17 protein-coding genes and 4 pseudogenes are annotated in these 21,769 nt (G+C 69.1%); 10 read left to right on the forward strand and 11 right to left on the reverse strand.

Annotated features, from left to right (window positions below; all coding sequences use genetic code 11):
• Positions 1-110 precede the first annotated feature (110 nt).
• A complete protein-coding gene (locus tag ACFYOY_RS46445; RefSeq protein ID WP_351906027.1) occupies positions 111-506 on the reverse strand; it encodes a hypothetical protein in 396 nt (131 codons plus the stop codon).
• A gap of 193 nt (positions 507-699) precedes the next feature.
• A complete protein-coding gene (locus ACFYOY_RS46450) occupies positions 700-1,071 on the reverse strand; it encodes a TIGR02391 family protein (RefSeq protein WP_388594018.1) in 372 nt (123 codons plus the stop codon).
• 515 nt (positions 1,072-1,586) lie between these two features.
• Here ACFYOY_RS46450 and ACFYOY_RS46455 point away from each other — a divergent pair.
• On the forward strand, positions 1,587-1,805 hold the full coding sequence (locus ACFYOY_RS46455) for a hypothetical protein (RefSeq protein ID WP_351906021.1): 219 nt from the start codon (positions 1,587-1,589) through the stop codon (positions 1,803-1,805).
• Positions 1,806-1,825: 20 nt separating this feature from the next.
• On the opposite strand, the gene ACFYOY_RS46460 is transcribed toward ACFYOY_RS46455, so the two are convergent.
• Complete coding sequence (locus ACFYOY_RS46460) at positions 1,826-2,875, reverse strand: fatty acid desaturase family protein (protein ID WP_388594021.1); 1,050 nt, start codon at positions 2,873-2,875, stop codon at positions 1,826-1,828.
• 815 nt (positions 2,876-3,690) lie between these two features.
• On the opposite strand from ACFYOY_RS46460, the gene ACFYOY_RS46465 reads away from it, so the two are divergent.
• A complete protein-coding gene (locus tag ACFYOY_RS46465; RefSeq protein ID WP_351906519.1) occupies positions 3,691-4,035 on the forward strand; it encodes a hypothetical protein in 345 nt (114 codons plus the stop codon).
• Here ACFYOY_RS46465 and ACFYOY_RS46470 read toward each other — a convergent pair.
• A complete protein-coding gene (locus tag ACFYOY_RS46470; RefSeq protein ID WP_351906522.1) occupies positions 4,032-4,634 on the reverse strand; it encodes an ALF repeat-containing protein in 603 nt (200 codons plus the stop codon). The genes ACFYOY_RS46465 and ACFYOY_RS46470 overlap by 4 nt on opposite strands.
• Before the next feature lie 477 nt (positions 4,635-5,111).
• On the opposite strand from ACFYOY_RS46470, the pseudogene ACFYOY_RS46475 reads away from it, so the two are divergent.
• Positions 5,112-5,309, forward strand: a pseudogene (locus ACFYOY_RS46475) (DNA/RNA non-specific endonuclease); the annotation flags it as partial.
• A gap of 177 nt (positions 5,310-5,486) precedes the next feature.
• Here ACFYOY_RS46475 and ACFYOY_RS46480 read toward each other — a convergent pair.
• The 3 genes and pseudogenes from ACFYOY_RS46480 to ACFYOY_RS46490 form a co-directional block, all read right to left on the reverse strand.
• Positions 5,487-5,876 (reverse strand): annotated as a pseudogene (locus tag ACFYOY_RS46480) (hypothetical protein); the annotation flags it as partial.
• On the reverse strand, positions 5,809-6,837 hold the full coding sequence (locus ACFYOY_RS46485; protein ID WP_388594036.1) for an SDR family NAD(P)-dependent oxidoreductase: 1,029 nt from the start codon (positions 6,835-6,837) through the stop codon (positions 5,809-5,811). The gene ACFYOY_RS46485 and the pseudogene ACFYOY_RS46480, both read right to left, overlap by 68 nt.
• Before the next feature lie 96 nt (positions 6,838-6,933).
• Positions 6,934-7,554, reverse strand: a pseudogene (locus tag ACFYOY_RS46490) (alcohol dehydrogenase catalytic domain-containing protein); the annotation flags it as partial.
• A gap of 6 nt (positions 7,555-7,560) precedes the next feature.
• Between ACFYOY_RS46490 and ACFYOY_RS46495 the strand changes: the two are divergent.
• Together ACFYOY_RS46495 and ACFYOY_RS46500 are read left to right on the forward strand one after the other, a co-directional pair.
• Positions 7,561-8,112 carry a hypothetical protein gene (locus tag ACFYOY_RS46495; RefSeq protein WP_351903629.1) on the forward strand — a complete coding sequence of 184 codons (552 nt, stop codon included), beginning with the start codon at positions 7,561-7,563 and terminating at the stop codon, positions 8,110-8,112.
• A 62-nt stretch (positions 8,113-8,174) separates the two neighbouring features.
• Positions 8,175-8,838 (forward strand): annotated as a pseudogene (locus ACFYOY_RS46500) (IS3 family transposase); the annotation flags it as partial.
• A 421-nt stretch (positions 8,839-9,259) separates the two neighbouring features.
• Here the strand turns inward: ACFYOY_RS46500 and ACFYOY_RS46505 are convergent.
• The 3 genes from ACFYOY_RS46505 to ACFYOY_RS46515 all read right to left on the reverse strand — a co-directional run bounded on the left by ACFYOY_RS46505 (position 9,260) and on the right by ACFYOY_RS46515 (position 11,725).
• Positions 9,260-9,829, reverse strand: coding sequence for a L,D-transpeptidase (locus ACFYOY_RS46505; protein WP_351903748.1), 570 nt, complete (start codon positions 9,827-9,829; stop codon positions 9,260-9,262).
• Between the two features lie 179 nt (positions 9,830-10,008).
• Complete coding sequence (locus ACFYOY_RS46510; protein ID WP_351903751.1) at positions 10,009-10,359, reverse strand: hypothetical protein; 351 nt, start codon at positions 10,357-10,359, stop codon at positions 10,009-10,011.
• Positions 10,360-10,639: 280 nt separating this feature from the next.
• Positions 10,640-11,725, reverse strand: a complete 1,086-nt coding sequence (locus ACFYOY_RS46515; protein WP_388594025.1) for a peptidoglycan-binding protein — start codon at positions 11,723-11,725, stop codon at positions 10,640-10,642.
• A gap of 671 nt (positions 11,726-12,396) precedes the next feature.
• Between ACFYOY_RS46515 and ACFYOY_RS46520 the strand changes: the two genes are divergently transcribed.
• On the forward strand, positions 12,397-12,831 hold the full coding sequence (locus ACFYOY_RS46520; protein WP_351903632.1) for a DUF4231 domain-containing protein: 435 nt from the start codon (positions 12,397-12,399) through the stop codon (positions 12,829-12,831).
• A 49-nt stretch (positions 12,832-12,880) separates the two neighbouring features.
• On the opposite strand, the gene ACFYOY_RS46525 is transcribed toward ACFYOY_RS46520, so the two are convergent.
• Positions 12,881-13,900 (reverse strand): translation initiation factor 2, encoded by a 1,020-nt coding sequence (locus ACFYOY_RS46525; RefSeq protein WP_351903635.1) that lies wholly within the window; start codon positions 13,898-13,900, stop codon positions 12,881-12,883.
• Between the two features lie 173 nt (positions 13,901-14,073).
• Here ACFYOY_RS46525 and ACFYOY_RS46530 point away from each other — a divergent pair, with 173 nt between their 5' ends.
• The 4 genes from ACFYOY_RS46530 to ACFYOY_RS46545 all read left to right on the forward strand — a co-directional run bounded on the left by ACFYOY_RS46530 (position 14,074) and on the right by ACFYOY_RS46545 (position 21,624).
• Positions 14,074-18,537 carry a hypothetical protein gene (locus tag ACFYOY_RS46530; protein ID WP_388594029.1) on the forward strand — a complete coding sequence of 1,488 codons (4,464 nt, stop codon included), beginning with the start codon at positions 14,074-14,076 and terminating at the stop codon, positions 18,535-18,537.
• A gap of 46 nt (positions 18,538-18,583) precedes the next feature.
• Entirely contained in the window at positions 18,584-19,990 is a 1,407-nt protein-coding gene (locus ACFYOY_RS46535) for a lipase family alpha/beta hydrolase (RefSeq protein ID WP_388594031.1), read from the forward strand.
• A 394-nt stretch (positions 19,991-20,384) separates the two neighbouring features.
• On the forward strand, positions 20,385-20,603 hold the full coding sequence (locus ACFYOY_RS46540) for a DUF6207 family protein (protein WP_351903644.1): 219 nt from the start codon (positions 20,385-20,387) through the stop codon (positions 20,601-20,603).
• Positions 20,604-20,928: 325 nt separating this feature from the next.
• On the forward strand, positions 20,929-21,624 hold the full coding sequence (locus ACFYOY_RS46545) for an SMI1/KNR4 family protein (RefSeq protein WP_388594034.1): 696 nt from the start codon (positions 20,929-20,931) through the stop codon (positions 21,622-21,624).
• The last annotated feature ends 145 nt before the right edge of the window (positions 21,625-21,769 follow it).

Here is a 21,769-nt window from a genome sequence, read left to right on the forward strand (position 1 = left end):
CCCTTTCCGCCGAAAGCAGTCGGGCGCGCCGGGTGTTCTCCAGAACTGGGGGGATCGTGTCGGCCGGACCGGACAGGATCGGTTCGCGTGCGTCGGCCCAACCGGGAAGGTCAGCCGAGGCCGGTGATTCCTGACGCGGCACGGGGCCGGTTGCGGGCCCACTTCTTGAGATCGCGGACGCGGTAGAGAAGTTCGGCGCCGCGCTTGTCGACCGAGCCGGGGGACGTGGGGCCGCTGGCGCGGACGTAGCGCAGCGCAGCAAGGGTGATGTCCGGCAGGTGGTGTCCGCGGGCCCCGCGCAACCCCACCGCCTGGCCGTCATCCACCGGGTTCGCCGGCGACATCGCCGCGGTGGTGGCGTCGCCTGGGCCGGAGGCCGGATCGGGAGTGGCGGTGTCCGCCGTCGTGCTCCAGGCGCCGCTAGCGCAGCAGAGGAGGACGTCGTGGTGCTTGTGCGTCGCCAGGAACTGCGCGGCCGTGGCCCCGAACCACCCGATCAGGAACACCGCCTTGGTGTCGATCTTCGCCAGCGACTCCGACTGGCGTGTCAGGCACGAGGGCCACCTCGTTGCTGAGGAGCTCCAGCGTGTCCTTCTGCGCCTCGACCTCGGCCGGAGTCATCGTCATGCTGAGAGCCTAGGAGCCAGGACCGGGAGGCCCACAGCCGATGCACAGGAAGCGGCGACCGGCGAGAGCGGCTCACGCGCCTCCGGGTTCCTCCGCGCGCCGGATCTCGCACCGATCGAACAGACGGGCGAAGTAGCTGTAGACGGCCAACCGTTCCATGCCCTCCTGTTCGGTCAGCTCATCGCGGGTGTGCGTCGCGACGTTCCAGACCGTGAGGTTCAGTCCGGTCGCGGAGCTATCGAGCGCGCCAGCCAGCGGTGCCAGACCTCCGCGCATGCACTTGACCGTCTCGCCTTCCGCCGAGCCGGGCCAGGCAAACCTGGGCTTGCCGATCTCGGGCTCACCCGCGGAGAGGGTCTGCTGCCAGAACAAGGTGCCGCTCACGTCATCGCGGCCCAGACGTCCCTTCCAGTGCACGGTCAGCGCCTCCGAGGCCTCCCGCACCCCGACCCGGTACTGGCGGGCAGTCAGTGCGCAGCCGCCGCCCAGATGGCCCCATGAAGTCCGGACGAAGCAAACCCCGGAATCATGGACTCCGAGACCGCTTCGGCTTCGTCGATCGCGATCCAGTAGCGCGAAACCATACCGCTCTCGGGATGTGACAGGCAGACAGAAACATCGGCAGTGACTGTTCCACCCAGTTGAGAGTGACCCGCCGACGCTTCCAGTAGACACGATACCGCCACCCCTATCCGCATTGCCGGCTGTCCGCCATTCCCGCCCCACCCCTCCGACGATCCGCACCTTCTGCGTTCTGCCGACCAGACTGGTCACGCAGACCCGCCACCGCACGCTGCGCAGGAATCCTGCCGGGCACGCCTCACACCGGATCACCGCATTGCTGCCTGGAGGGAACTGGACAGCAGGCGTACGACGCCGAGCAGGACGCTCAGGGCGTGGCCTGGGCGCAGGAGCGTGAAGCAAGGCGGCAGAGCGCTGTGGACCGGCACGCCGTGTGGGTGCGTGAGCGTCTGGAGGTGAAAGACGAACTGCGGGCGCAGGTACGGCTGTCCCCGGACACCAGCCGCCGCCTGCGTGCCATCGCAGCCCGAGCGGGTCTCCAGCTACAACAGGTCATCGCCCAGCTCGCCGGCCACATCCGGACGAACGAGGACGGCGCGTGGTGGCCGCCCCGTTCACCCCACACCGACCGCCACGCGCCCGGACCGGCCCCGTGACCCCGCAGCCGACGGCGCTCTCATTCGGGCCGGGCCGCACCGCCGACCGTGTGCATGTGCCGCAGCCCCTGCCGGTAGGAGTCGAGCAGCCCGGTCTCGGCGTACGGGAGCTTGAGGTCGCGGCAGTGTTCCCGGACCAGAGGCTGTACGAGCCTGAGGTGGGGCCTGGGCATGTTCGGGAAGAGGTGGTGCTCGATCTGGTAGTTCAGCCCGCCCAGGAGCCAGTCGGTGACCGGCCCGCCCCGGACGTTCCGCGAGGTCAGCACCTGGCGGCGCAGATGACCCCAGCGCTCGCCCGCCGGGTCGGGCATGTCCATGCCCTTGTGGTTGGGCGCGAAGGCCATTCCCAGGTGGAGCCCGAAGAGCGCCTGATGGAGAGCAGCGAACGCGACGGCCTTGCCCACCGGCAGACAGGTCAGCAGCAGGGCACCGTAACCTGCCGCGTGCAGCGCCAGCAGCACGCCCTCCACAGCCCGCTCGCGCACCGGCTGCCGCCACAGGTCCCGGACACTGCTCACCTTCAGGGCGATGCCTTCCAGCAGCAGCATCGGGAAGAACAGCCAGGCCTGGTGGCGGGTGACCCAGCGGGCGAAACCGCGGCGCACAGCGGCCTGCTCCGCAGTCCACACGAGTGCGCCGGCGCCGACGTCCGGGTCCTTCCCGATGTGGTTGGGGTTGGCGTGGTGCCGGTTGTGCTTGTCGTTCCACCACGCGTAGCTCATGCCCAGAAGCAGATTGCCGTGGAGGAGTCCGATGGCGCGGTTCGCCCGGCGGCCGACCGCGATCTGGGCGTGCCCGGCATCGTGGCCGACGTAGGCGGTGCGGGCGGACCAGATGGCCAGCGGCACGGCGAGCAGCAGCGCCCACCACGTGTCCTGGGCGAGGACGAACCCCGTCACCACAGCGGCCAGGGCGAGGAAGTTCACGGTGATCATCCGCGCGTACCAGCCCTTGCGGCGCTCCAGCAGCCCCTGTCCCCTGACCTTCCGCAGCAGGGGAGTGAACTCACTCCCCTGCTGCCCGGTGGCACCGACGGGAGCGGTGAACGGCGACGCGGTGGTCTGGGACATGAAGGACTCCGGTCAGCGAATCGGCCAGTAACGCTCTGACCTGCCTAAACGTACGGACCGGGGACCATGCGGCGCCATGGCGTCAACACCCGGGCCACACCGGGGGCCAGCCCCAGCACCCCGAAGGGGGCTAGCGACACCCCCACCCCGACCTCCAGACGACCACCACACCCAAAAACCCGCGCCACCCCAGCGTCCCGGAGCAACCGCAGCCTGCGGCACCGCACCATGACCACCCCTCCGCGCCGACCACCGCGCCGGTGGTCCGGGACACAGTCACGGTGAAAGTACGCCGACCGCCACCGCCCACGATCGCGCCAGCCACCCCGTTGAGCCCGAACCACATCATGGAATAAGACCCGATGAGGCAGACGCCGCCACCGCAGCCGTGATCATTCGCCGGAACAGGCCGGACCGTGCCCCAGCCTCAACGCAGGCTCCTCCAGAACCACCAGAACCCCCACCGAAGCCGTTCCCGACTGGGCAGACACGGACGCGGGCCGGGCGCCGGAACGGACACCGAGACAAGCAGAACCGACTACATGAACACAGCCTGCAGACAGGGACCTCCCAACCACCCTCCACACCTACGCCTCGGGCATCAACTGGACCAGCACAGCCAGCCAGAACACCGCGAGTTACTCGAAAGCATGGTCGACAGCCTCCTCCGCATCCGCGCTCACGGCCCGCGCAAGGACTGCCCCTCCTACCAGAACACCGTACGCAACACCAAAGGGAAGGCACACGAACACCGCACCGGATAAGACTCCCGCCCCGACCCAACCCTCACCCACACACCAGCCGACGTCACCATAGTGCCCACCGGCCGCCTGCACGACGAGGACGAGGATGAGTGGGCCAACGTGCTGCAGCACGCCACCATCGCACTCGACCTGCGGGAGCACTTCCGCGACCCCCACGCCATCAGTGCCGACCTGCGCCGGCTCACCGCCCACGGCCAGGCCGTGCACAACACGGTCATGGAGACCCCCGGCCTGCGGCAGGCCGTCGCCGCGGCCGCCCCGCAGGTCCAGGGCTACCTCGCCGGGCCCACGGCCGCGCCGGTCACCGCAGTGACCCAGTACGCCGACAGACCCCACCGAGCCAATCACCGGAGTACCGCAGGACGCCTCAGGCGGCAGCACCCCCGCTCGGCCTAACCGTCCACCTCGTACTGCCCCACCTCACGGAAGTACCGCAGGGCCTCCGGGGAACCGTCGTCCAGGGCTGCGTTGACAGCGGCGCGAAGGGCATCACTGATGCCCGGGTTCGCGAGCATGCGCACTATATAGACGGCATCGTCCTCGGCCTGCGCCAGCCGATAGCCAGTTTCCAGCCAGGCGCGCATCTCCTCGGGAGAATCGCTGTCGAGGAGCTTGTTGGCCTCCTCCATGACCCGCTTGTCATGGTTCTGTGTTGCCACGTGCAGGATACGGGCGATGGCGACCCGGTCGTCCTCGGCCTGAGCCAGCCGATAGCCGGTCTTCAAGAAGGCCCGCATGTCCTCCACGGTGCCGTTGAGGGCCTCATTAGCCTCCCGGACGACCCCCCGGCCGCTGTCCTCGTCCGCCAGGATGACGGCGATCGCGGCACGCAGTTCATCCTCCGACATCTCGTCCACCGGCGTGCCGGACACGACCGCCACCGTAGTAGCGGTGGCCCCGGCCGCCGAACCGCCGGCAAACGCCGGGACGGTGAACAGGAGAGCTGGTGTCAGGGCGGTGGCCACGACAAGCAGAGCGGCACGCATCGGTCTCATGAATGAACGCCTCCGTGATCGAACTTCAAGTAAGCCGATGATCACCCATCCGCGCCAAAACTGCACCAGAAATCCGCCAATCCGGAAAAGAGCCAGCGGACTCACCGAAATCCTTATCCGAGCACGTCGCGAACGCGGCCCCCGCCACGACATCGACCTCGAGCACCCCACGGCCACCTCCCCCGCGCGCTGAAGACACCGAACGCACGGCGACACGGCCAGATCCGCTGCTCCCACCAGCCAGGAGTACCGGGTTGGCCACCATAGGCCGCGTTGAGGACGCGCACGTTCACCTCTTTGACCACTGCCGCGACGTCACGGCGGGCCCGGGGCGAGAGGGGACTGGAGCACCCGCTCCAGTCCCCACCAGCCCCCAAAGCGGGTCGTAGTCGCAGCACGAGCACCCGTAACAGCCGGCCGTAGTAGTACGGCCCGGAACCGAAGCCCACGCCAGCACCAACAGCACACCTCACCTGCCTGACCCCCAGCGCGAACCTCCCATACACCAACTCCAGCGTCGTCTTCCCCCCGGACCGGCGGCCGGCCGCGGCAACAGCCGTCACGATCAACGGCGCGAACCTCATCGACGTGCCACGCAACGACGACTGGCGCTTCGACCCCCGCCTCCCCGAAACCCAGCAAGCCGGCCACCCCCTCTACAAAGACAACCCCCTCAGCAAAGGCCACCTGGTCCGCAGACTTGACCCGGCATGGGGCGCGGAAGCGCCCAAGGCGCATGACCATGATGTCGTCGGCTCCGATGCAGCCGGAGAACAGGCCGCAGGCCCACCCGAGTTGGAACACCGGCACTACCGCGCCGAGCGCCGCGAACACCGACAGCAGGAAGCCGGGCACCGCCTTGATCGGCACCAGTATCGAGCGGAACACCAGCATCAGCCGAAGGAGGACCAAGCCGACCACAAACGCCAAGTAGGGCAGCAGCGCATCGTTGAGAACCTGCCAGAAGCCGATGTTGATGGCCGTGGTGCCGGACAGGTAGATCTGCGCACTCGTCTCCCCAGGCGGGCCGTCCGCCTGTGCACGGATGTCGTGCACCGTCTCGGGTCGTCGCCGCGATGGCCCGGTTCGACGGTGTTGGGTATGTACCAGAGAAATTCCAGGCCGGTGAGCGCGGAATGCGGCGGGGCGGCGGAGTTCAACAGGCCCGGCCCGCCTACCTCTTGAGGGGCTCAATCCCGAGGAGGGCTGCCGTCTTGTCGTAGACGCAGCGGGCGAGCGCATCGTCCTGGGCCAGGCGCGAGGGCATGTCCGCCTTGGACTTGGTGAAGCAGCCGCCGCTGGGCTGCGGCGTCGGCAGAGCACTGGAGAGCCATACCGGGGTCTTCACGCCCTCCTCGATCGGGATGGCGAACGGTTTGAACAACGGCGCGGTCAGCCACATCAGGCCACCGGCATTGCTGTTGATCGCGGTGCCCTTCACCATCCCCGGGTTGGCGCTGTACATGTACATCCCGTCCGGCAGGCGGCGGGCCAGCTCGCGGGCAGCCAGCAGGCTGACCAGCTTGCTGGTGGCGTAGACGTTCGGCTGGTTGTAGAAGCGGTTGCCCCACGAAGTCCCGCCCACATCCGGGTTGTTGGCGTCGAGCTTGCCTCGCTTCTCCACGAACGGGGACATATTGATGATCCGCGCTTCGTCGGTGAGCGCCCTTTCGGCCAGCAGGGCGTGCGTAAGGAGGAACGGGGCGTGGTGGTTGATGGCGTAGGTGCGCTCGACACCGTCCGCGGTCTGCTGGTACTTGGGGAAGGCCGCGCCCGCATTGTTGATGAGGACATCCACAGGGACACCGTCGGCCGTCAGCTTCGTGGCCAGGAAGCGGACCTGCGACCACTGCTCCAGGTCGGCCGTGTAGGTCCTGGGCGGCGTGGCGTTGCTGCCGGCGGGGGCCAGAGCCGCCAGGCTGTCGGCCGCGGCACGAGTGCGTACCTCGTCCCGGCCGACGAGCACGACGCTCTGGCCGAGTTTGACCAGGTGGCGTGCCGTCTCCAGGCCCAGGCCCGAACCGCCGCCGGTGATGACCGTGGTCTTGTTGTCCATTGCCGTTCCTTGTCCGGGTGCTCCGTCACTGGGCGGCCTCGCCGGCCGGTGTCGTCCGTCGACGACTTCGCGCAGCAGTGCGTGCAGGCGCAGTCGGCTCTCGCGGTCAAGGCGGTCGAACGGTGAGTGCTCGGTGGTGTGCTCCATGACGCGGTTGCGCAGGTCACATCCCCCGGGGGTGAGCTGAATGATCTTTGCGCGCCGGTCGCGCGGCCGTACTCGCGCACGGTCATGGCCGCCGCGCGCGGCCTGGTTGCGGCCCGGGGCGACCACGCGGCCCGCTCCCATCGCGAGCGCGACCGCGACCGCGCTGCTGCCGAGGTTGCCGGTGGCCCCGCTGACGAGCAGCGTCTCGCCGGCTGCGAGCCCGCCTGCCAGCAGCCCGCCGTAGGGGATGGCGTGCACGCTGAGTGCGGCCCAGCGGGCCGGGTCGTCCCCTGCCACGGCGGGCAGCGGGAAGACGTTCTCCGTCGGGACCCGCATACGTTCGGCGAACGACCCGCCGTGCAGGTACCGGGCGAGCCGCGCGCCGCCCTCACCGCGCGAGCTCCAGCCCTGAAGCGTGATGTCGGGCGTCAGGGCGTCGTCCCGCGAGCGCACCGTCGAGCCGCACCACACCAGGTCCCCGACGCGCAGCCGGGTGGCGTCCGGGCCGACGTGGACGATCCGCCCCACGCCGCCGATACCGGGCACGACGGGAGGGACGAGGGGGTAGTTCCGCTTGCCGCCGAAGACCTCGGCCGCGTAGGGCGCCACGCAGGTGGCAAGGACCTCGACCACCACCTCACCGCCGCCGGCCTCGGGGTCGGGCACCTCCCGCACCCTGAGCGGGACGCCGAACTGCGTCAGAACTGCCGCTCGCACCTGTCGGTGGCCGATCTGGGACGGCTGGCCGTCCGGGGCGGACGTGCTGCGAGGCTGGCCCCGCTGCCGGGCGGCGACGGGGCGGCGTTCGAGGTGGACCGGGTGGTGAACAACAGTGGCCTGGTCGGTCTGGGCGGGCACCAGGTGCTGGCGGCGGAGATCCTCGGCGGCCGCCAGGTGGGTATCCGGATCGACGGCGAGACACTGTCGTTCTTCGATCCGTCCTCGCGGGAACTGCTGCGGGTGCGGCCCAACCCGCTGACCAGTGAGGAAGTCCGCAGGCTGCGGGGCCTGCGTCCGGCCGGACCGCCGCCACGGCCCGGCGTCGAGCCCGTGCGGGTCCAGCGGCGGGTCAGCGCGGTGGGCACGGTCATGGTCTGTCGGCAGGTCGTCTCCCTCGGCCGTCCCTACGCAGGGCAGACCGTGACCGTCCACGTGTCCGACACGACGATCAGCGTCGAGCTGGACGGCCAGGTCCGGGTGATCCGGCGCACGACCGACGTCCCGGTCCGTAACGTGAAAGCGAACAAGCCCCACGGGGCTCCCTACGTTGTCTAGGCCCACCGTCAAGGATCACCCGGGACCACAACGTCAAACATCAGCTGGGATCCGACAATCTTGCGTCGGGCAGCCGTCTATTTCGCTCGGGAGGTGAAGTGAAGACCCGCCGCTGGGACTTCATCTCCGAAAACTGCGCTGACTTCGCCGTCCAGCGGCTGTGACGGGTCCTGGGGGTGTCCCGCTCCGGCTACTACCAACACCACGCCACGGCACCGGCCCGCGCGGAGCGCCAGGCGCCCGAGGACCGGGCAGTCGCTGAGATCCGCGCCATCCACGCCGAACACCGCGGTGCCTACGGCGCCCCGCGCGTGCATGCCGAACTCCGCTCGCGCGGGCGGAAGATCAACCGCAAGCGCGTGGCTCGGCTCATGCGGATCAACCGCATCGCCGGCCGACACCTGCGATGCAAGAAGCGCACACAGGGGTGCGCAATACGTCAGCCGGGCGTTCGCTGATGCCTGCCGCCGGCACGGCATCCGCCGCAGCATGGGGCGCGTCGGATCGAGCTACGACGATGCCCTGGCCGAGTCGTTCTTCCAGGGCCTCAAGCGGGAGTTGCTCCACGGACGGCGCTGGACGTCGAAGGCGCAGACGCGCCTGGAGCTGTTCCGCTGGCTCGCCTACTACAACCGGCGTCAACGGCACTCCGCCCTCGGCTACCTCGCACCGATCGAATTCGAACAGCGACTGATCACAGCAACTACGCTGTCACTCGCCGCATGAAACCCGGTGTCTACTCCCGGGGATCAACCTCAATCGGGTCAGTGGACGGCGGAAGCGGACAGGAGGGCGAGTCCCGCTGGAGTGGCAGCGTGGCGGGCATGTTTGCCGTCCCGGCGCCGCGTGCTGGGCCGCGTACGTGACCATGCGCAGTTCCCGGGACTGGCCAGGATGCCGTATCCGGCCCAGTCGGTGGCGTCCTGCCTGTAGGCGGCGCAGAAGGTCACTTGCCAGGATCAGATCGGGACGGCCATCACCAGCAGCCCACGTCAGTGTCCTGCCCTCTCGACGCTTCGTTCCGGAGGCTGGGGCCGACATGCCCTCGCGGCCGGGAAGGCTCGCTCGAGGTTGCTGCGGCTGGGTGCCGATCGCCGCCACCGCAGCCGGTGGCGGCGTAGTGGCTTCCCTCTCCGGCGCCACCGCGTCAGGACATCACGCGCAGGTAGGTCGGCCAGCCGATGCGGTTGAGGAGCCGGAACATCTTCTTGATGTCGGTCGGGTTCAGCTTTGCGCAGCCGTTGGACTTGTAGTCGCTGGCGCCGTCCCAGCGGCGGGGCTCGCTGCCGCCCTGGCTGCCGTCGCGGTTCATCTCGGAGTGGATGAACATCTCCGTACGCGTCAGGGTGCGCTTGGAGCACTTCATGTCCTGGAGGTAGATGGCGTAGCCCTTGATGAGCTGGCCGTTGTAGGTGCGGGACTTGAGCCTGATCTTCCAGTTGCCGTTCGGCAACCAGCCCTTGGCGGGCACGCAGTCGTCCTTGATGCCGAGGCCCGAGCCGGCCCGGTAGGTGGCCCAGAGTTTCTTGCCCTGGTAGACGGAGAGCCGCGAGTCGGTGGGGTCGTCCTGGTTCTTGTCGAAGACCAGGGCGGTCGCCGTGGCCGCCGACGGCGCCTCGGCAGGCTCCTGTGCGGTGGCGACCGGTGCCAGGGCCAGTGTGGTCGCTACGGCCCCAGCGATCATGGCGCCGAGCAGGTGACGTCTGTTACTGCTCATGCGTTTACCTCGTTCTTCCCGCACGGCTCGGTGCCCCCGGCCGCGCGTGTGTGGCGTGTGTGGTGTTCGTGACGCGTGGGTGAGCGGCGGGTGCCCATGACACCGGGCCGATAGGTGCGAGCACACCCCGCCTACGGCGCGAGCAGGGGCGAGCGGCGCGGCCTGCCCCTGGTGCGCGGTCAGGCGATGGCGAGGCGTACCTGTGCCGAGTTCGTCCTGGCGAAGGTGAAGGAGAACTGTTCCCGGCCCCCGGAGCTGCATGCGGACTTCGTACGGTAGGCACCGTTGCCGGCGTTGATGCGGACCACGGCGCATTTGCTGTCCATGCGGGTGTCCTGGAGCCAGCCCGAGACCTTCACGCCGCCACCCGAGCAGCGCAGGGTCCAGCTGGCCGATGCGCCATCGATCACTGGGGACGCGGAGGACGGGCAGGTGGCCGCGCTCGCTGGCCCGGCGACGCCGATGGCGAGGCCACCGGCGAGGATGGTGGCCGATACAACGGACGTGATGCTCTTGCGGATAGCGGACATGGGTGTCCTTTCGGGAGGCGTGCTGACAGGAAAGCGGACCGGGACCAGGATCTGTCGCCCGTCGTTGGGGCGGGCCGTCCGATGGTGCCGGTGGCGGAACCAGCATTGCCAGGCCGAGGGGGTGGGAGAAGTCGATCCCGGCTGTTTGCCGAGGCGCATCGATGCGTCCTGCATGGCAGGGCTCTGGCCTGGGAGTATGGCCGATGTATGCGAACTGCACGATAGGCCAGCGTGCCTGGGGCGCGTGCGCCATGCATGGGCGGCGGGCGTGCCGGGCTTCTCACTCGGAGGCGGAGGGCGGTGGGCTGATGGTTTTCTGGTAGTCCGGTGCCGTGACGGGAGGGAGTTGCTTTACCAGCAGGGCCAGCCAGGTGTCCGCATTCACCCGGCCGGTCACGGATACGCCATGAGTGCGCTGGAAGAACCTCACGTCCTCGGCAGTCGCCGCGGTGAACCTCCCCGACACGGCCGTGCCGCCCTGACCCACGTTGTTCAGAAGTTCCTGCACGGCCCGCACCTCGAAGGTTCCGGATCCGGGCCCGACCTCCTTCACCAGCTCCGGCCAGGTGTTCCTGCCCACCTTGCCGTCGACTGTCAGCTCTTTCCTGCGCTGGAAGTCCATGACGGCGTCCCGGGTTTCCTCCCCGAAGAAGCCGTCGGCCCGCACCTTGTAGCCGTGCGCGTTCAGCAGGTTCTGCACGGCGCGGGCACGGGTGAACTGGTCCTCCTTGCCGATGCGTAGCAATGGCCACTCGTACGGCCTCTCGCTCGCGGAGACGGCACCGGCCGCACCGTCGGCCGTGGCTCTGCGGTCCTGAGTGGAGAGCCGTTCGTGGACGACCATTCCGGCGGTGAACGCCAGAATCATGGCCACCGCGACCAGGACCGGCCGGAGCCACTGGGAGTGGGTCCAGCCGGATGTGCCACGGCTATTCGTGCCGGGCTCGGCGGCGGTGCTGGGGGTGGCATCCGCTCCCTCCTTCCCGGGTGCGGGGGCTTCGTCGGATCCGTCCGCGGCTCTCCCTTGCGCGGCGTGCTCCCCTCTACTGTCGGTGGCCCGTTGACGGCCGTTCTCCCTCAGCGCGGCCCGGCATAGCGCCCGTGCCTGTTCGAGCTCCGCCGCCGGGGCGCGTAACTGGGCGTGCAGAGCGTCCACCACCCGCGGAGGAGCGGTCGACAGGTGCTTCGGGTTCAGGTAGCGCGACAGCGTCGTCTGGTCGACCCCCAGCCTTGCGGCAAGCGCCTGCTGGGTCGGTCGAGTGCCGCCGGGCGGGCTCCCGGCCTCCTCCCACCAGCGGCGCAGCAGCCGCGCCAGCTGTACCCCCGCGCTCTGTTCCCGGTCCTGGCTACCCCGCTGCTGCGCCATGTACGTGTCTCTCCCCGTCGTCGTGCGGAACAGTCGGGCCTCCGCACCGTCTGCATAGCGGCATACCTGCAGGTCAGGTCCGTGCATGAAGGCAGGCATCGGTGCATCGGCCCAGCGGCGCAGATCGTAATGCCGTGGTCGCGATATCCGGCACGGCCGCTTGGGGGCCGTCTACGGGCCCGGTCGGGCTCCGGATGATCGGTGGCCGTGGGGCTGAGCTGCCTCCGCCCCTCGAGAGTGCCGGACCGGCAACCGCGGCAGACGGCCTGCGTTCACCCGGACGGGTGCACGGGGCAGCGCGGTACCAGAGTGGGTGATTCACCCGCAGGAAGGACTGGCGGCAGAACGGGTCCGACAGTGGTCGAGTTTCTCCGATGCGAGGGGGCTGACGTCGCCGCCGAGCTGGCGGGCGCCTCGCGCGCAGGCCGGGGTGCTAAAGGTGCCGCGGTGGCAGGGTGAGGGTGTCGTACCCAGGTCGGCCCGATAGATCTATGCGGCCGTAGTGCCGCCGTTTCACCGGGCGGGGTGCATCTCCGCATCGTCTGTGCGTCTCTGACCTACTGATGTGCCGTCACTTACGTGCGTACGCGTGATGGGCCAAGGGTAAAGGGCAGTGGAGGACACGACAGCGCGTGCTGGCGATGCCCGTAGGCGGAACCTGGGGGAGATAGGTGAGCGAACAGACGGTCGGTGGCGCCGGGGATGGGGCGGAGACCAGGTCCAACGGGCTGGAGGAGGGGCTCTCTGCCGAGATCCAGCGGGAGATGCGGCGGTGGAGGGTGGCGACGGTCAACTACGGGGTGACCTACTACCTGTCGCGCATTCTGCTCATCGTTGCCAGCGCCATCGTGGCAGCCGACCAGAATCTCAGCGGCGGCAAAGGGGGATTTCTGGTCGGGTGGGTGCCGTTGTTGGCCCTTGTCGTGGCCGTGCTTACCGCGCTCGACACTTGGCTCAAGCCTCAGCAGAAGTGGCAGGGCTTCATGGAGTCTCGGGACACTCTGGCCGATCTGATCGTCCGGGGCAGGCATGGCCTGACCGTCGAGGAGCTCCGGGAGGAGTTCACGACGCTGCGCCGCCAGCACCGGGAAAAGAACATCTTCTGACGGGTGTCGTAGAGCTGGTGCCGTGCGTCGCCGGGCAGTCTGGTGCGGGTCAGCGTCCTGGGGCCGCGGCGAGGCGGGCGAGGGCCCGCCGCTCGGCCGCCTCGACGTCCAGCCGCCCCGACGGATTCCCGCCTCGGGCGATGACGGCGCCGCGGACCAGCGCCAGATAGAAGAGCGCCGGCGCGCACGGCGTCCACTCCTCTTTCGGCCTGCCGAGGATGAAGTCCAGCACGCTGTCCGGGTCGGCGGGAACGAACTCGTGGCCTGCGTGCTCCCACTTGTCCTCCACCCCGCGGGCCCGCCGGGCCAGCAGGTCGTCTGCGGTGAGTTCTTGCGTCACCGCGCGGAAGAACGCTGCCCACTGGTGGTTGCTCAGATCCAGGGCAAAGGCCAACAGCTCCAGTTCCACCGCGTCGTCTGTTTGGATCGCCAACTCCTCGCGCAGTGCCCGGCGTGCCACCGCATGGAGGCTGATGCGGGAGCCGTCCTCGGGCGCGTCATGGATGCTGGCCAGTCCTTCGTTCGCGGAGGAGTTCCAGTGATCGGTGTACCGGCCGGCGACCTGCGCGCTCCTCCGGGAGAAGACCATCTTCCGGTCCGGCCCCGTCTCCACCGCGATGTTCACCCCGAAGCTGCATGACAGGAACGGCTCCACGGCTACTGGATCGGTGTTCTCCAGATACTGGGTGCGCAGGGTCTCCGCCGAGCCTTCCCGAAGTGGGCGGTCGAGGTTGTGCGATGTCGCGAGGAAGTCGAAGTAGTCGGCATCGCACAGTTGCATCCGCACTACGGGTTCCTCGCGCTCGTGCGTGCGTGCGATTTCTACGCTTTCTACGGCGAACCTGGGGTTGTTCCAGCGGTGGGGAAGCCCCGCTGCTTCCTTGCGGGCTTCCTGCTCTGCGGTCTCGTCTCGCCAGCGTTGCACTACTGCGGGCAGTTTTACACGTCGGCGCCCGCGCTCGTACAGGATGTGGACATTCTCTTCGAGGATGGGGCGAGTGCCGTCCCCCTCGAACACGTGGCAGTCGGTGGTCCGGGATCCCACGACGAACTTGTCCCGCTGCGCCATTCGCTCCCCTTCGCCTGCCCTGCCGCCGGGGCGAGCCTCGAGCATGGCTCGCTCTTCCCGAATACTCCCCCATCGGGAGTCGGATGGGTAACTATAGTTCTCAGCTTATTTCGTAAATAGCATGCCGTCGTGGACGGGTCCGAGCGCCGGGGGTCGGTGTGGAGTCGGAAGGCGTGGTCGCTGCCGTAGTGGTGGACCGGTACGCGGGGGGCAGCCAGGGAAGTCGGGACCGGCATCAGCTGCGTGTGACCGCCTCCTTCTTCCTTGACGTGGCGGCCCGGCTTGGTTTCACCGCGCCCCCTTTGCGTAACACCGGTGACGGCGTCGCCGTGGGCGAGGCGGGCGGCCCGGCGGCCAGCACCACGAGGGCCGAGATCGAAGCCACCGTGCATCGGTTGCGCGCCCACCCTGCTACCCGCAAGATCCTCTACTGGACCGGCCACGGCGAGAAGACCGACGACGACCGCTATCACCTGGCGTGCCAGGATAGTTATCCGGGCGAGGGGAAGTTCGATCCCCATACCGCTGTCACCGCCGCTGAGCTGATCTCCTGGCTCGCCGACGACCCGGCCGACATCCTGCTCGTCCTGGACGCCTGCTTCGCCGGCGCGGTCCTCGCCCAGACCGTCAACGAGTTGGACACACTGCTCCGTAAGCGCGGCGGGGCCGGCGGCTTCGCTGTCGTGGCTACGGCCTCGGAGGACCAGCGGGCTACCGAGGGGCGGTGGGTCACCGAACTGACCGCCCTCTTCGACGAAGCGAGCCTGGAACTGTACGGCCATCGGCTCTTCGACCGGGAGACGCCGTATCTCTTCTTCGGGCCCTTGATGCGCGCGGTGGACGACCGTGCGCAGTGGGACGCCAGCCAGGAGCCGCTGGCCAGGGAACTCCGGCCGCTGCGTCTCAACTTCTTCCACAATCCCTACCGGTCGGAGGCCGCCAAGCCAGCGTCCCGCCCGCCGGATGACGAGAGCTGGATCGGCGAAGAGCTGCGGGGCAAGACCCTGCCGGTGTTCGCGGGAGAGGCTGCCGACTGGGATCTGCGCGACTTCACTCCACGCGAGACTGTCCTGGACACTGTGGTCACGTGGTTGGGCACCCGCAGTTCGGGCTTGTTGGTCGTGACCGGCGCATGGGGGGCGGGCAAGTCGGCGCTGCTGAACTACCTGGCTCATCTGACCACCCCGCGTTTCACCGCGTCGTTGCCTGCCGATCGGCGGCCGGGCAGCCAGCCCGGTCTCAACTCCATCCATGCCGCGATCCACTGCGGCGGCAAGACACTCACGGCGGTCTGCCAGGAGCTGTGCCACCGGCTGCTCCCGCTCGGTCTGGCTCTCTCCGGCCCTCTCGGTTCTGTATCACCGGCCGCCTGTGTGGAGGCGGTGGCGGGGGTGGCGAAGCGCAAGGGCAGCCTGACGCTGCTCTTCGACGGTTTGGACGAGGCCGCCGCGGGCCATTCCCTGGGCATCGCCCGCCAGCTGCTGAACCGGCTGGCGGTCGACCCCGCGATCAAAGTGGTGGTCGGTACCAGGGTCGACGCGCGCCGCCACCTGCCGGGCGGTCCGCCTACGGAATCTCTGCTCGACGCGCTGGACAGCACTCAGTCGGTGCTGCTGGACCAGTTGCCGGAGACCGAGAGCGACATCGCCAGCCATGTGGAACGGCTGCTGCGACGGGCGGGCTTCGGGGTACGGACGGCGGATGGTGAACGGCGGATGGCGGCCGTAGCCCGGCACATCGCCCGGGAAAGCAACGGCATCTTCCTGGTCGCCACGCTGTGGGCCCGCCGGGTCGCCCGCCGCGGCGGCTTGCCCGAGGGCCCCGGGGAGCTGGACGCGGACCGGGAGGTTGGCACCTTGGGCCTCGGCCGGCTGTTCGCCGAGGAACTGGAGCTGCTGGACCCGGACGACCCCGACCGTATCCGCGACATGCTGCGGCCGCTCGCGCTGGCGGAGGGACACGGCCTGCCCCAGCCCGGTGTCTGGCTTGCCATGGCCAACGCGGTGCGGCTGACCTCCGGGCGGGAGTACACCGAGCGGGACCTGAAGCATGTGCTGGATGCCGCGCGGGGTGCACCGGTCGTCCGCGGCCGGGAAGCTGACAGGGACGTCTACCGGCTGGCACACCCCAGTTTCGGCGGACAATTAACCGGCCGAGACTCCGATCTGCGGCGCCTGCACCGCGCGGTGTGCGAGGCGCTGCGCCCGGCGCCGGATACGGGGTGGGCCGGGGCGGACCCTTATGTCCTGACCCATCTGGCCACGCATGCCGCGCTGGCTGGGGATGACAGTCTCGCCGATCTTGTCAAGGACGACGCCTTTGTCGTCCACGCCGACCCGGACGTCCTGGAGCCGCTGGTCGCCTCACAGCTCGAAGTGACGACCCGGTCGGTGCTCTATCTGCGGGTGGCTGGGCACTTCCGCGCTCACCGCCGCCCCACCGCACGGTGGGCGATGCTGCGCGCGACCGCGCTGGCCACCGCGGCGCACGACCTGCTGCCGGTCCTGGCGCATCCGCCCGAGCTGTTCTGGCACGACCTGTGGACGAGCGCGCGGCCACTGCCGCTCGGGCGCAGCTGGCCGGCCCCGGAGGGCGGGGCCTTCGCCGTGGCCTGGGAGGACTCTAAAGAGGGGTTGGTGCACGCGGCAGGGGTCGGGGAGATCCGGTCCTGGGGGCCGGGCGGCCGGGAGTACCGGGGACGGGCCCTCCCCCGCCCGGCCGGCAGGGCGGCTCCCGGGCCGCTGCGCGGACTGGCGGTAGCACCGGGCGGAACCATTCCCGGTGCTCCCGGCGCTGTGGCCGGGAGAGTGATCGCTGCGCATGACGGACGCGCGGTCCACGTGTGGCAGGGCAATGGGCGCTGGCCGGTGGAGCAGTTCTACTGGGGCGGGGCACCGGAGGCGGTGTGCGCCGTACGGTGTGGAGCCACGGTGTACGTGGCCGCGGTGGATGGCGGCGGGCTATGGCTGTGGCGATGGCCGGCTGACGCGCCGCCGGAACACGAGACCATCCGGCACGTCCGGCTGCCCGGCAACGTGTACGGCGCGGCACTGCTGCCGGTGGACCACGAGGTCCTTGCCGTGCTCGGCGACTCCGATGGCGTGACCCTGTGGGACGTCACGGCCCGGGCCTCCCGGCCCGGCAGCGGCGTCCTTCAACTGGGCACACGTCGGGACGGCCGCCCGGCGCGCGCGGTGGCTGCTCTGGCCTCCACAGACGGCACCGGAGGCTGGATCGCAGCCGCGGGCGGCGGCGCACTGCGCATCTGGCAGTTGCCGGACTTCCTGGACCCGGCCCAGGAGGGTGACGTCGGGCTCGTGTTGAGCGTATCCACCAGCGGGCAGCGTGCCGTGGCTTTGGGAAACAGTCCGGGCGGCGTGCTGGCCGGAGTGCGGGAAGGACGTGACGTTCGCCTGTGGAGCCTGTCCGGTACCGAGCACACCCCGCTGCCCGGGGACGAACAGCAGCCTTCGTTGGCGTTCGACCCCGCGGGCAGCGGGCGGCTGCTGGTTGCCGACGGGATCCAGGTACGGCTGTGGGATCCTCCCGCCCCGGACGAGCCCGGGCCGGACGGCCCGGGCGCCCGGAACCACGGAGCCGAGGGCGGCCGACCACTCCTCCGGCTGGCCTCTGGCTCCGACTCCGACGGGCACCTGCTCTGCCGGGCCCAAGGCCGTGAGGTGCTGGTTACCCTGCACAGCGCCGCCGGCCGACTGCCGGGCCTGCGCGCCGTGCGGCTGCGCCTCGGCAGCGAAGCCAACGGCGAGTTCATCGCGCTCGCCGCCACCCGGGTCTGCGACGGCTGGCTTGTCGCCACCGTGGTGCGCCGGACAACTTCCCTTTGGCATCTGCCTCCACGGCTGGAGGGCCGGTCCCCCGTCCGGCCTACGGCCGTACTGGATCTGGGCGGTCAGGACGACGTGCTGGTGCCCTCCGTAGATCTGCAGGTCACGGGGACGGGCACCGTCCGGCTGTTCGCTTCTGGCACTCAGTGCCTACGGGTCTGGGAGTGCCGCGAACGGGCTTGGGATAACTGGCGGGAAGCACGGGAAACTTGGCCGTTCCCCACAGCCGCGACCGCGCAGCAGGTGGCTGTGCGGGCCCTGCCCGGCGGGCCGGCCTGGCTGTACGCGGCCGGCGGCGAGTCCGTCCGGGTCTGGAACCTGCCTAAACGGGGACCGGCGCCGTACGGCATCGACCCCTCAGGGCGGGCGGCCACCGCGTTCGGCGTACTGCGGGACACCGGCCAGGCCCACCCCGTGGTGGCCTACACCGCCGGTGGCCAGGTATGGATCGCAGAGTGCCTCTCCGACTGGCCCGCACGCGATCCTCTCGGCGGGCCGCCGGTGGACGCGCAGGGATTGGCCTTCGCCGGCCCACCAGAGCGGCCGCTGCTGCTGGGCTGGCGGAGGGGCTCCGGCCGGATACACCTGTGGGACGTGTGGGACAACAAGCGGCTGCCGGACATCGAGCACCGCGGATACGAGGTGGATGACGTTGCCTCTGTGCACAGCGCGGCGGGAGTGACTCTCATGATCCAGGGCGGAACCCAGGATCGCGCCCGGTGCGACCAGGTGCTACTCCCGGCCGATCGTCTCGCTGACCTGCTCCGCACCTGGCCAAAGCACCTGGCCTGAAGACGCCGACAGCAGTGACACATGACCGAAGAGAGATGAGGCGAGCTTGCGACACGACTTGGTGGTCATCGTTCCCGGCATCATGGGGACGTCCCTGCTGCACGAGGGCAGGAACGTATGGAACCTCTCACCCGAGGCGCTGGCCGGGCTGCTGCGCCCCGGCAAGCTCCGCAGACGCCTCATGCTGCCGGAGGGCATCCAGGACAACGATCCAGAGGGCGAATCCGCCCTGACCCTAGGGAACATGATCGAGGTACCCCGGGTTCTGCCCGGCCTTGTTTCACATCTGGGGTACCGTGATCTACTGACGGGCCTGGGCATCCAGCCTTCCGAGCGCCTGGCAGTCTTCCGCTACGACTGGCGGCTGTCCAACCGGAACTCGGCGGAGAAACTCAAGGTCTTCGTCGAGCGGCGTTTGGCGCTGTGGCAGGAGCGGATTGATCGCCTCCAGCATCCGGACGCAGAGGAGCCCAAGGTCGTCTTCTTATGTCGCTCCATGGGCGGGTTAGTGGTGAAGTACTACCTCGAGTGCCTGGGCGGCCGGGAGACCACCAGGACGGTCGCCACGCTTGGCACCCCGCACCAAGGAAGCGCCAAGGCGATCCGCTTCCTGACGGGCCGGTTCGTGCCTGGGACACCCCGGTGGATCAGCGAATGGCTCGCCGAGATCTGCGGGACCTTCCCATCACTCGGTCAACTCCTGCCGCGCTACCGGGCGGTGCTGACCGACAGTCCCAGGCCCCGGCCACTCAACGCCACCGGTATCGCCGACAAGTTGAGCCTCCCGACGGCCACGGTGGAGGACATGTTCCGCTTCCATGAGCAGATCGAGAACAACCGAATCCGCAACGACCAGGCGAACAAGCCCGGCTACGACCTCGTCCCATTGGGCGGGCACGGGCTGCGTACCGTGCACGGTGTGTCCGTGGTAGGCGACCGGATCAGGTTCCTCAGCTCCTTCGACGAAACAGGTGGCTGGCAGGGCGACGGCGACTCCACCGTCCCCACGATCTCTGCCACGCCAGCCGAGCTGGAATCCACCGCGTACACGCATTGGTTTCCCTTCCGCCACGCCACGCTGGCCAACGAAGCTCCGGTTCTGGATGCCCTGCGCAAGATTTGCCAGAGCGTCGAAGTCAAGAAATACCTGGCCACGGATGTGGAGTTCGCCGTCGACCTGCCCGACTTCGCCGTGGCCGGGGAACCGATGGAGATCACCGCCCCAGACGCAGACCCCACCCTGGACATCAGTGCCCGCCTACTATCCCAGGACGGCCACCAGATGCTCGCTGACGTACCGCTGCAGCCTGACGGACAGGGCGGTCTTCGATGTGAGCTGCGGGCACCGGCTGGCCTGTGGACACTGGACGTGCGCTCGCGAAAGCAAGGCGTCGGCCACCGGGACGCCGTTCTAGTAACCAGCGCGGATGCGTCAGCCCCGCTCTCGGAGTGAGGCAGCGGTCACGGTTTCATCGAGTTGGCGTCGGCCGCACGGTGCAATGCGGGAAAGCTCCGCACTCCCCAAGCTCAAAGACGCCCGAACTCTGCTCTTCCGCAACGCCGTTTCTGTTCGGTGAGCCATATCAAGGCATGCTGAAAGGGTGCGTCGGCAATGCCAGCCTTCCGGGTGCCGTGGCCATCCAGGCAGCAGCCGCCCTCTCCAGGACGCAGCACGTGTAGCGGCGTACGCTGCGTACTGCGGACGGTACTGGCAGGCTGCCGGGCGCGAGGCCCCTCGCAAGGCGAACGCGTCCTGTCTGTAAGTCCCTGACCTGCACGGGTCACTCGTATAGGTGGTGTGCATGCCGCCGGTGAACCGGCCGGGCGTCGACAGCGTCGTGTAAGGCGTGGACCGTATCGATGATGTGCAGGTGTCCGATCCGGGCTTGGTGGTCCTGGACATCACGGCCTGGGATCAGGAAACCGCGGAGGCAGCGATGTCACGGCTGGATGAGTTGTGGGCGACGTCCGGCGTCGGGCTGATGCGGCGGGTCGCGGGTGTGCCGGGAGTGCGGGCCCGCCTGTACGCGGACATCCGGCGGCCCGGTTCCCCCGGCCCGGTGTGACGACGACCGTCTACTGGCTGCGGCCTCCGGTCCGGCGGAGGGGTGGTGCCGGGGGGTGCAGGGGGAAGTGGGCGCATCCCGGCAGCCGCTCGACGGGCGGGATACTCGAAGTTCACATACGCTCCCACTCCCCCGTCGCCATCGCCTCGAACGCATCCCTATGTGCCGATGATTCGCCGGCGCTCCGGGCTAGGTGTGGATTCCGAGGTCCTTGGCGACGTGCGCAATGGGGCGGCCGGTAGTGCGAACCGCGCGCTCGCGGAGCTCATCCGGGTATTTACGGGGGGCTGCCGTGGTGCTTGTGCCACTCCTCTCCGCCACAACCGTGACCCGGGCGATGGTCATGGTCGTGCCGACTGCGGCCGATAGCGTGTTCAGCATGAGTGACGATACGCAACGGGCGGCCACGGTCTGGGGGCGTATCGAGACGTGGCTGCGTGAGCACGCTGCTGCTTCGGCCGATTTGCTGCGCCCTCCGGCTGGTGAAGCCGACATCGCAGCGGCGGAGGTGGCCATAGGAGTGAAGCTCCCGGCGGCGCTCGCGGCCTGGTATCGGGTCCATGACGGTTTCGACGAGGGCCATGGTTCTGGGATTTTGCCGTCCAGCATGACGATGTTGCCGCTCGCTGACCTGGTGGATGAGTACCGGATACATACGCGGGACTGGGAGCGGGAGGCCGGCATCCTGCCGTTCGCGCGGACGGCAGGGGACACCTGGTCCGGCTGGTATGTGGACGCGCGTAGGGGCGAGCCCTCCTACGGAGACCTGGGGCACTGGTCGGTCGACGGTGGCGACGCTCTGTACCCGTTGGGGCGGGCGGGTTGGCCGCTGGTGGACTGGCTGGAGGAGATTGCTGCGGCGCTGGAGGAGGGCCGGTGTCTGCACCGGCCGGATGGAATGGACGAGAGACACGACTGGCCGGTACTGACCGGCAGCCAGGGGCTGGCCTGGGTTGATCCCAGGGACCCACGGCTGTTCCCCGACGGGATGATCAAACTCGACGGTCCCCGTCAGGGCTGATGGCCCGGGAGCGCGCGGGCCCCTGGACCACCAGCTAGTCGTTTACGGCTTAGTACTGCAACGGTGCTTGCCGTGACTGCTGGCCAGCTCAGGGGCTGTGTCCGCGTCGTTTGTAGTGACTGACACGGGCCTGGTGCTGGCGTCG

Source organism: Streptomyces sp. NPDC007875, assembly GCF_042868035.1.
In the GTDB taxonomy this organism is placed as follows: domain Bacteria; phylum Actinomycetota; class Actinomycetes; order Streptomycetales; family Streptomycetaceae; genus Streptomyces; species Streptomyces antimycoticus.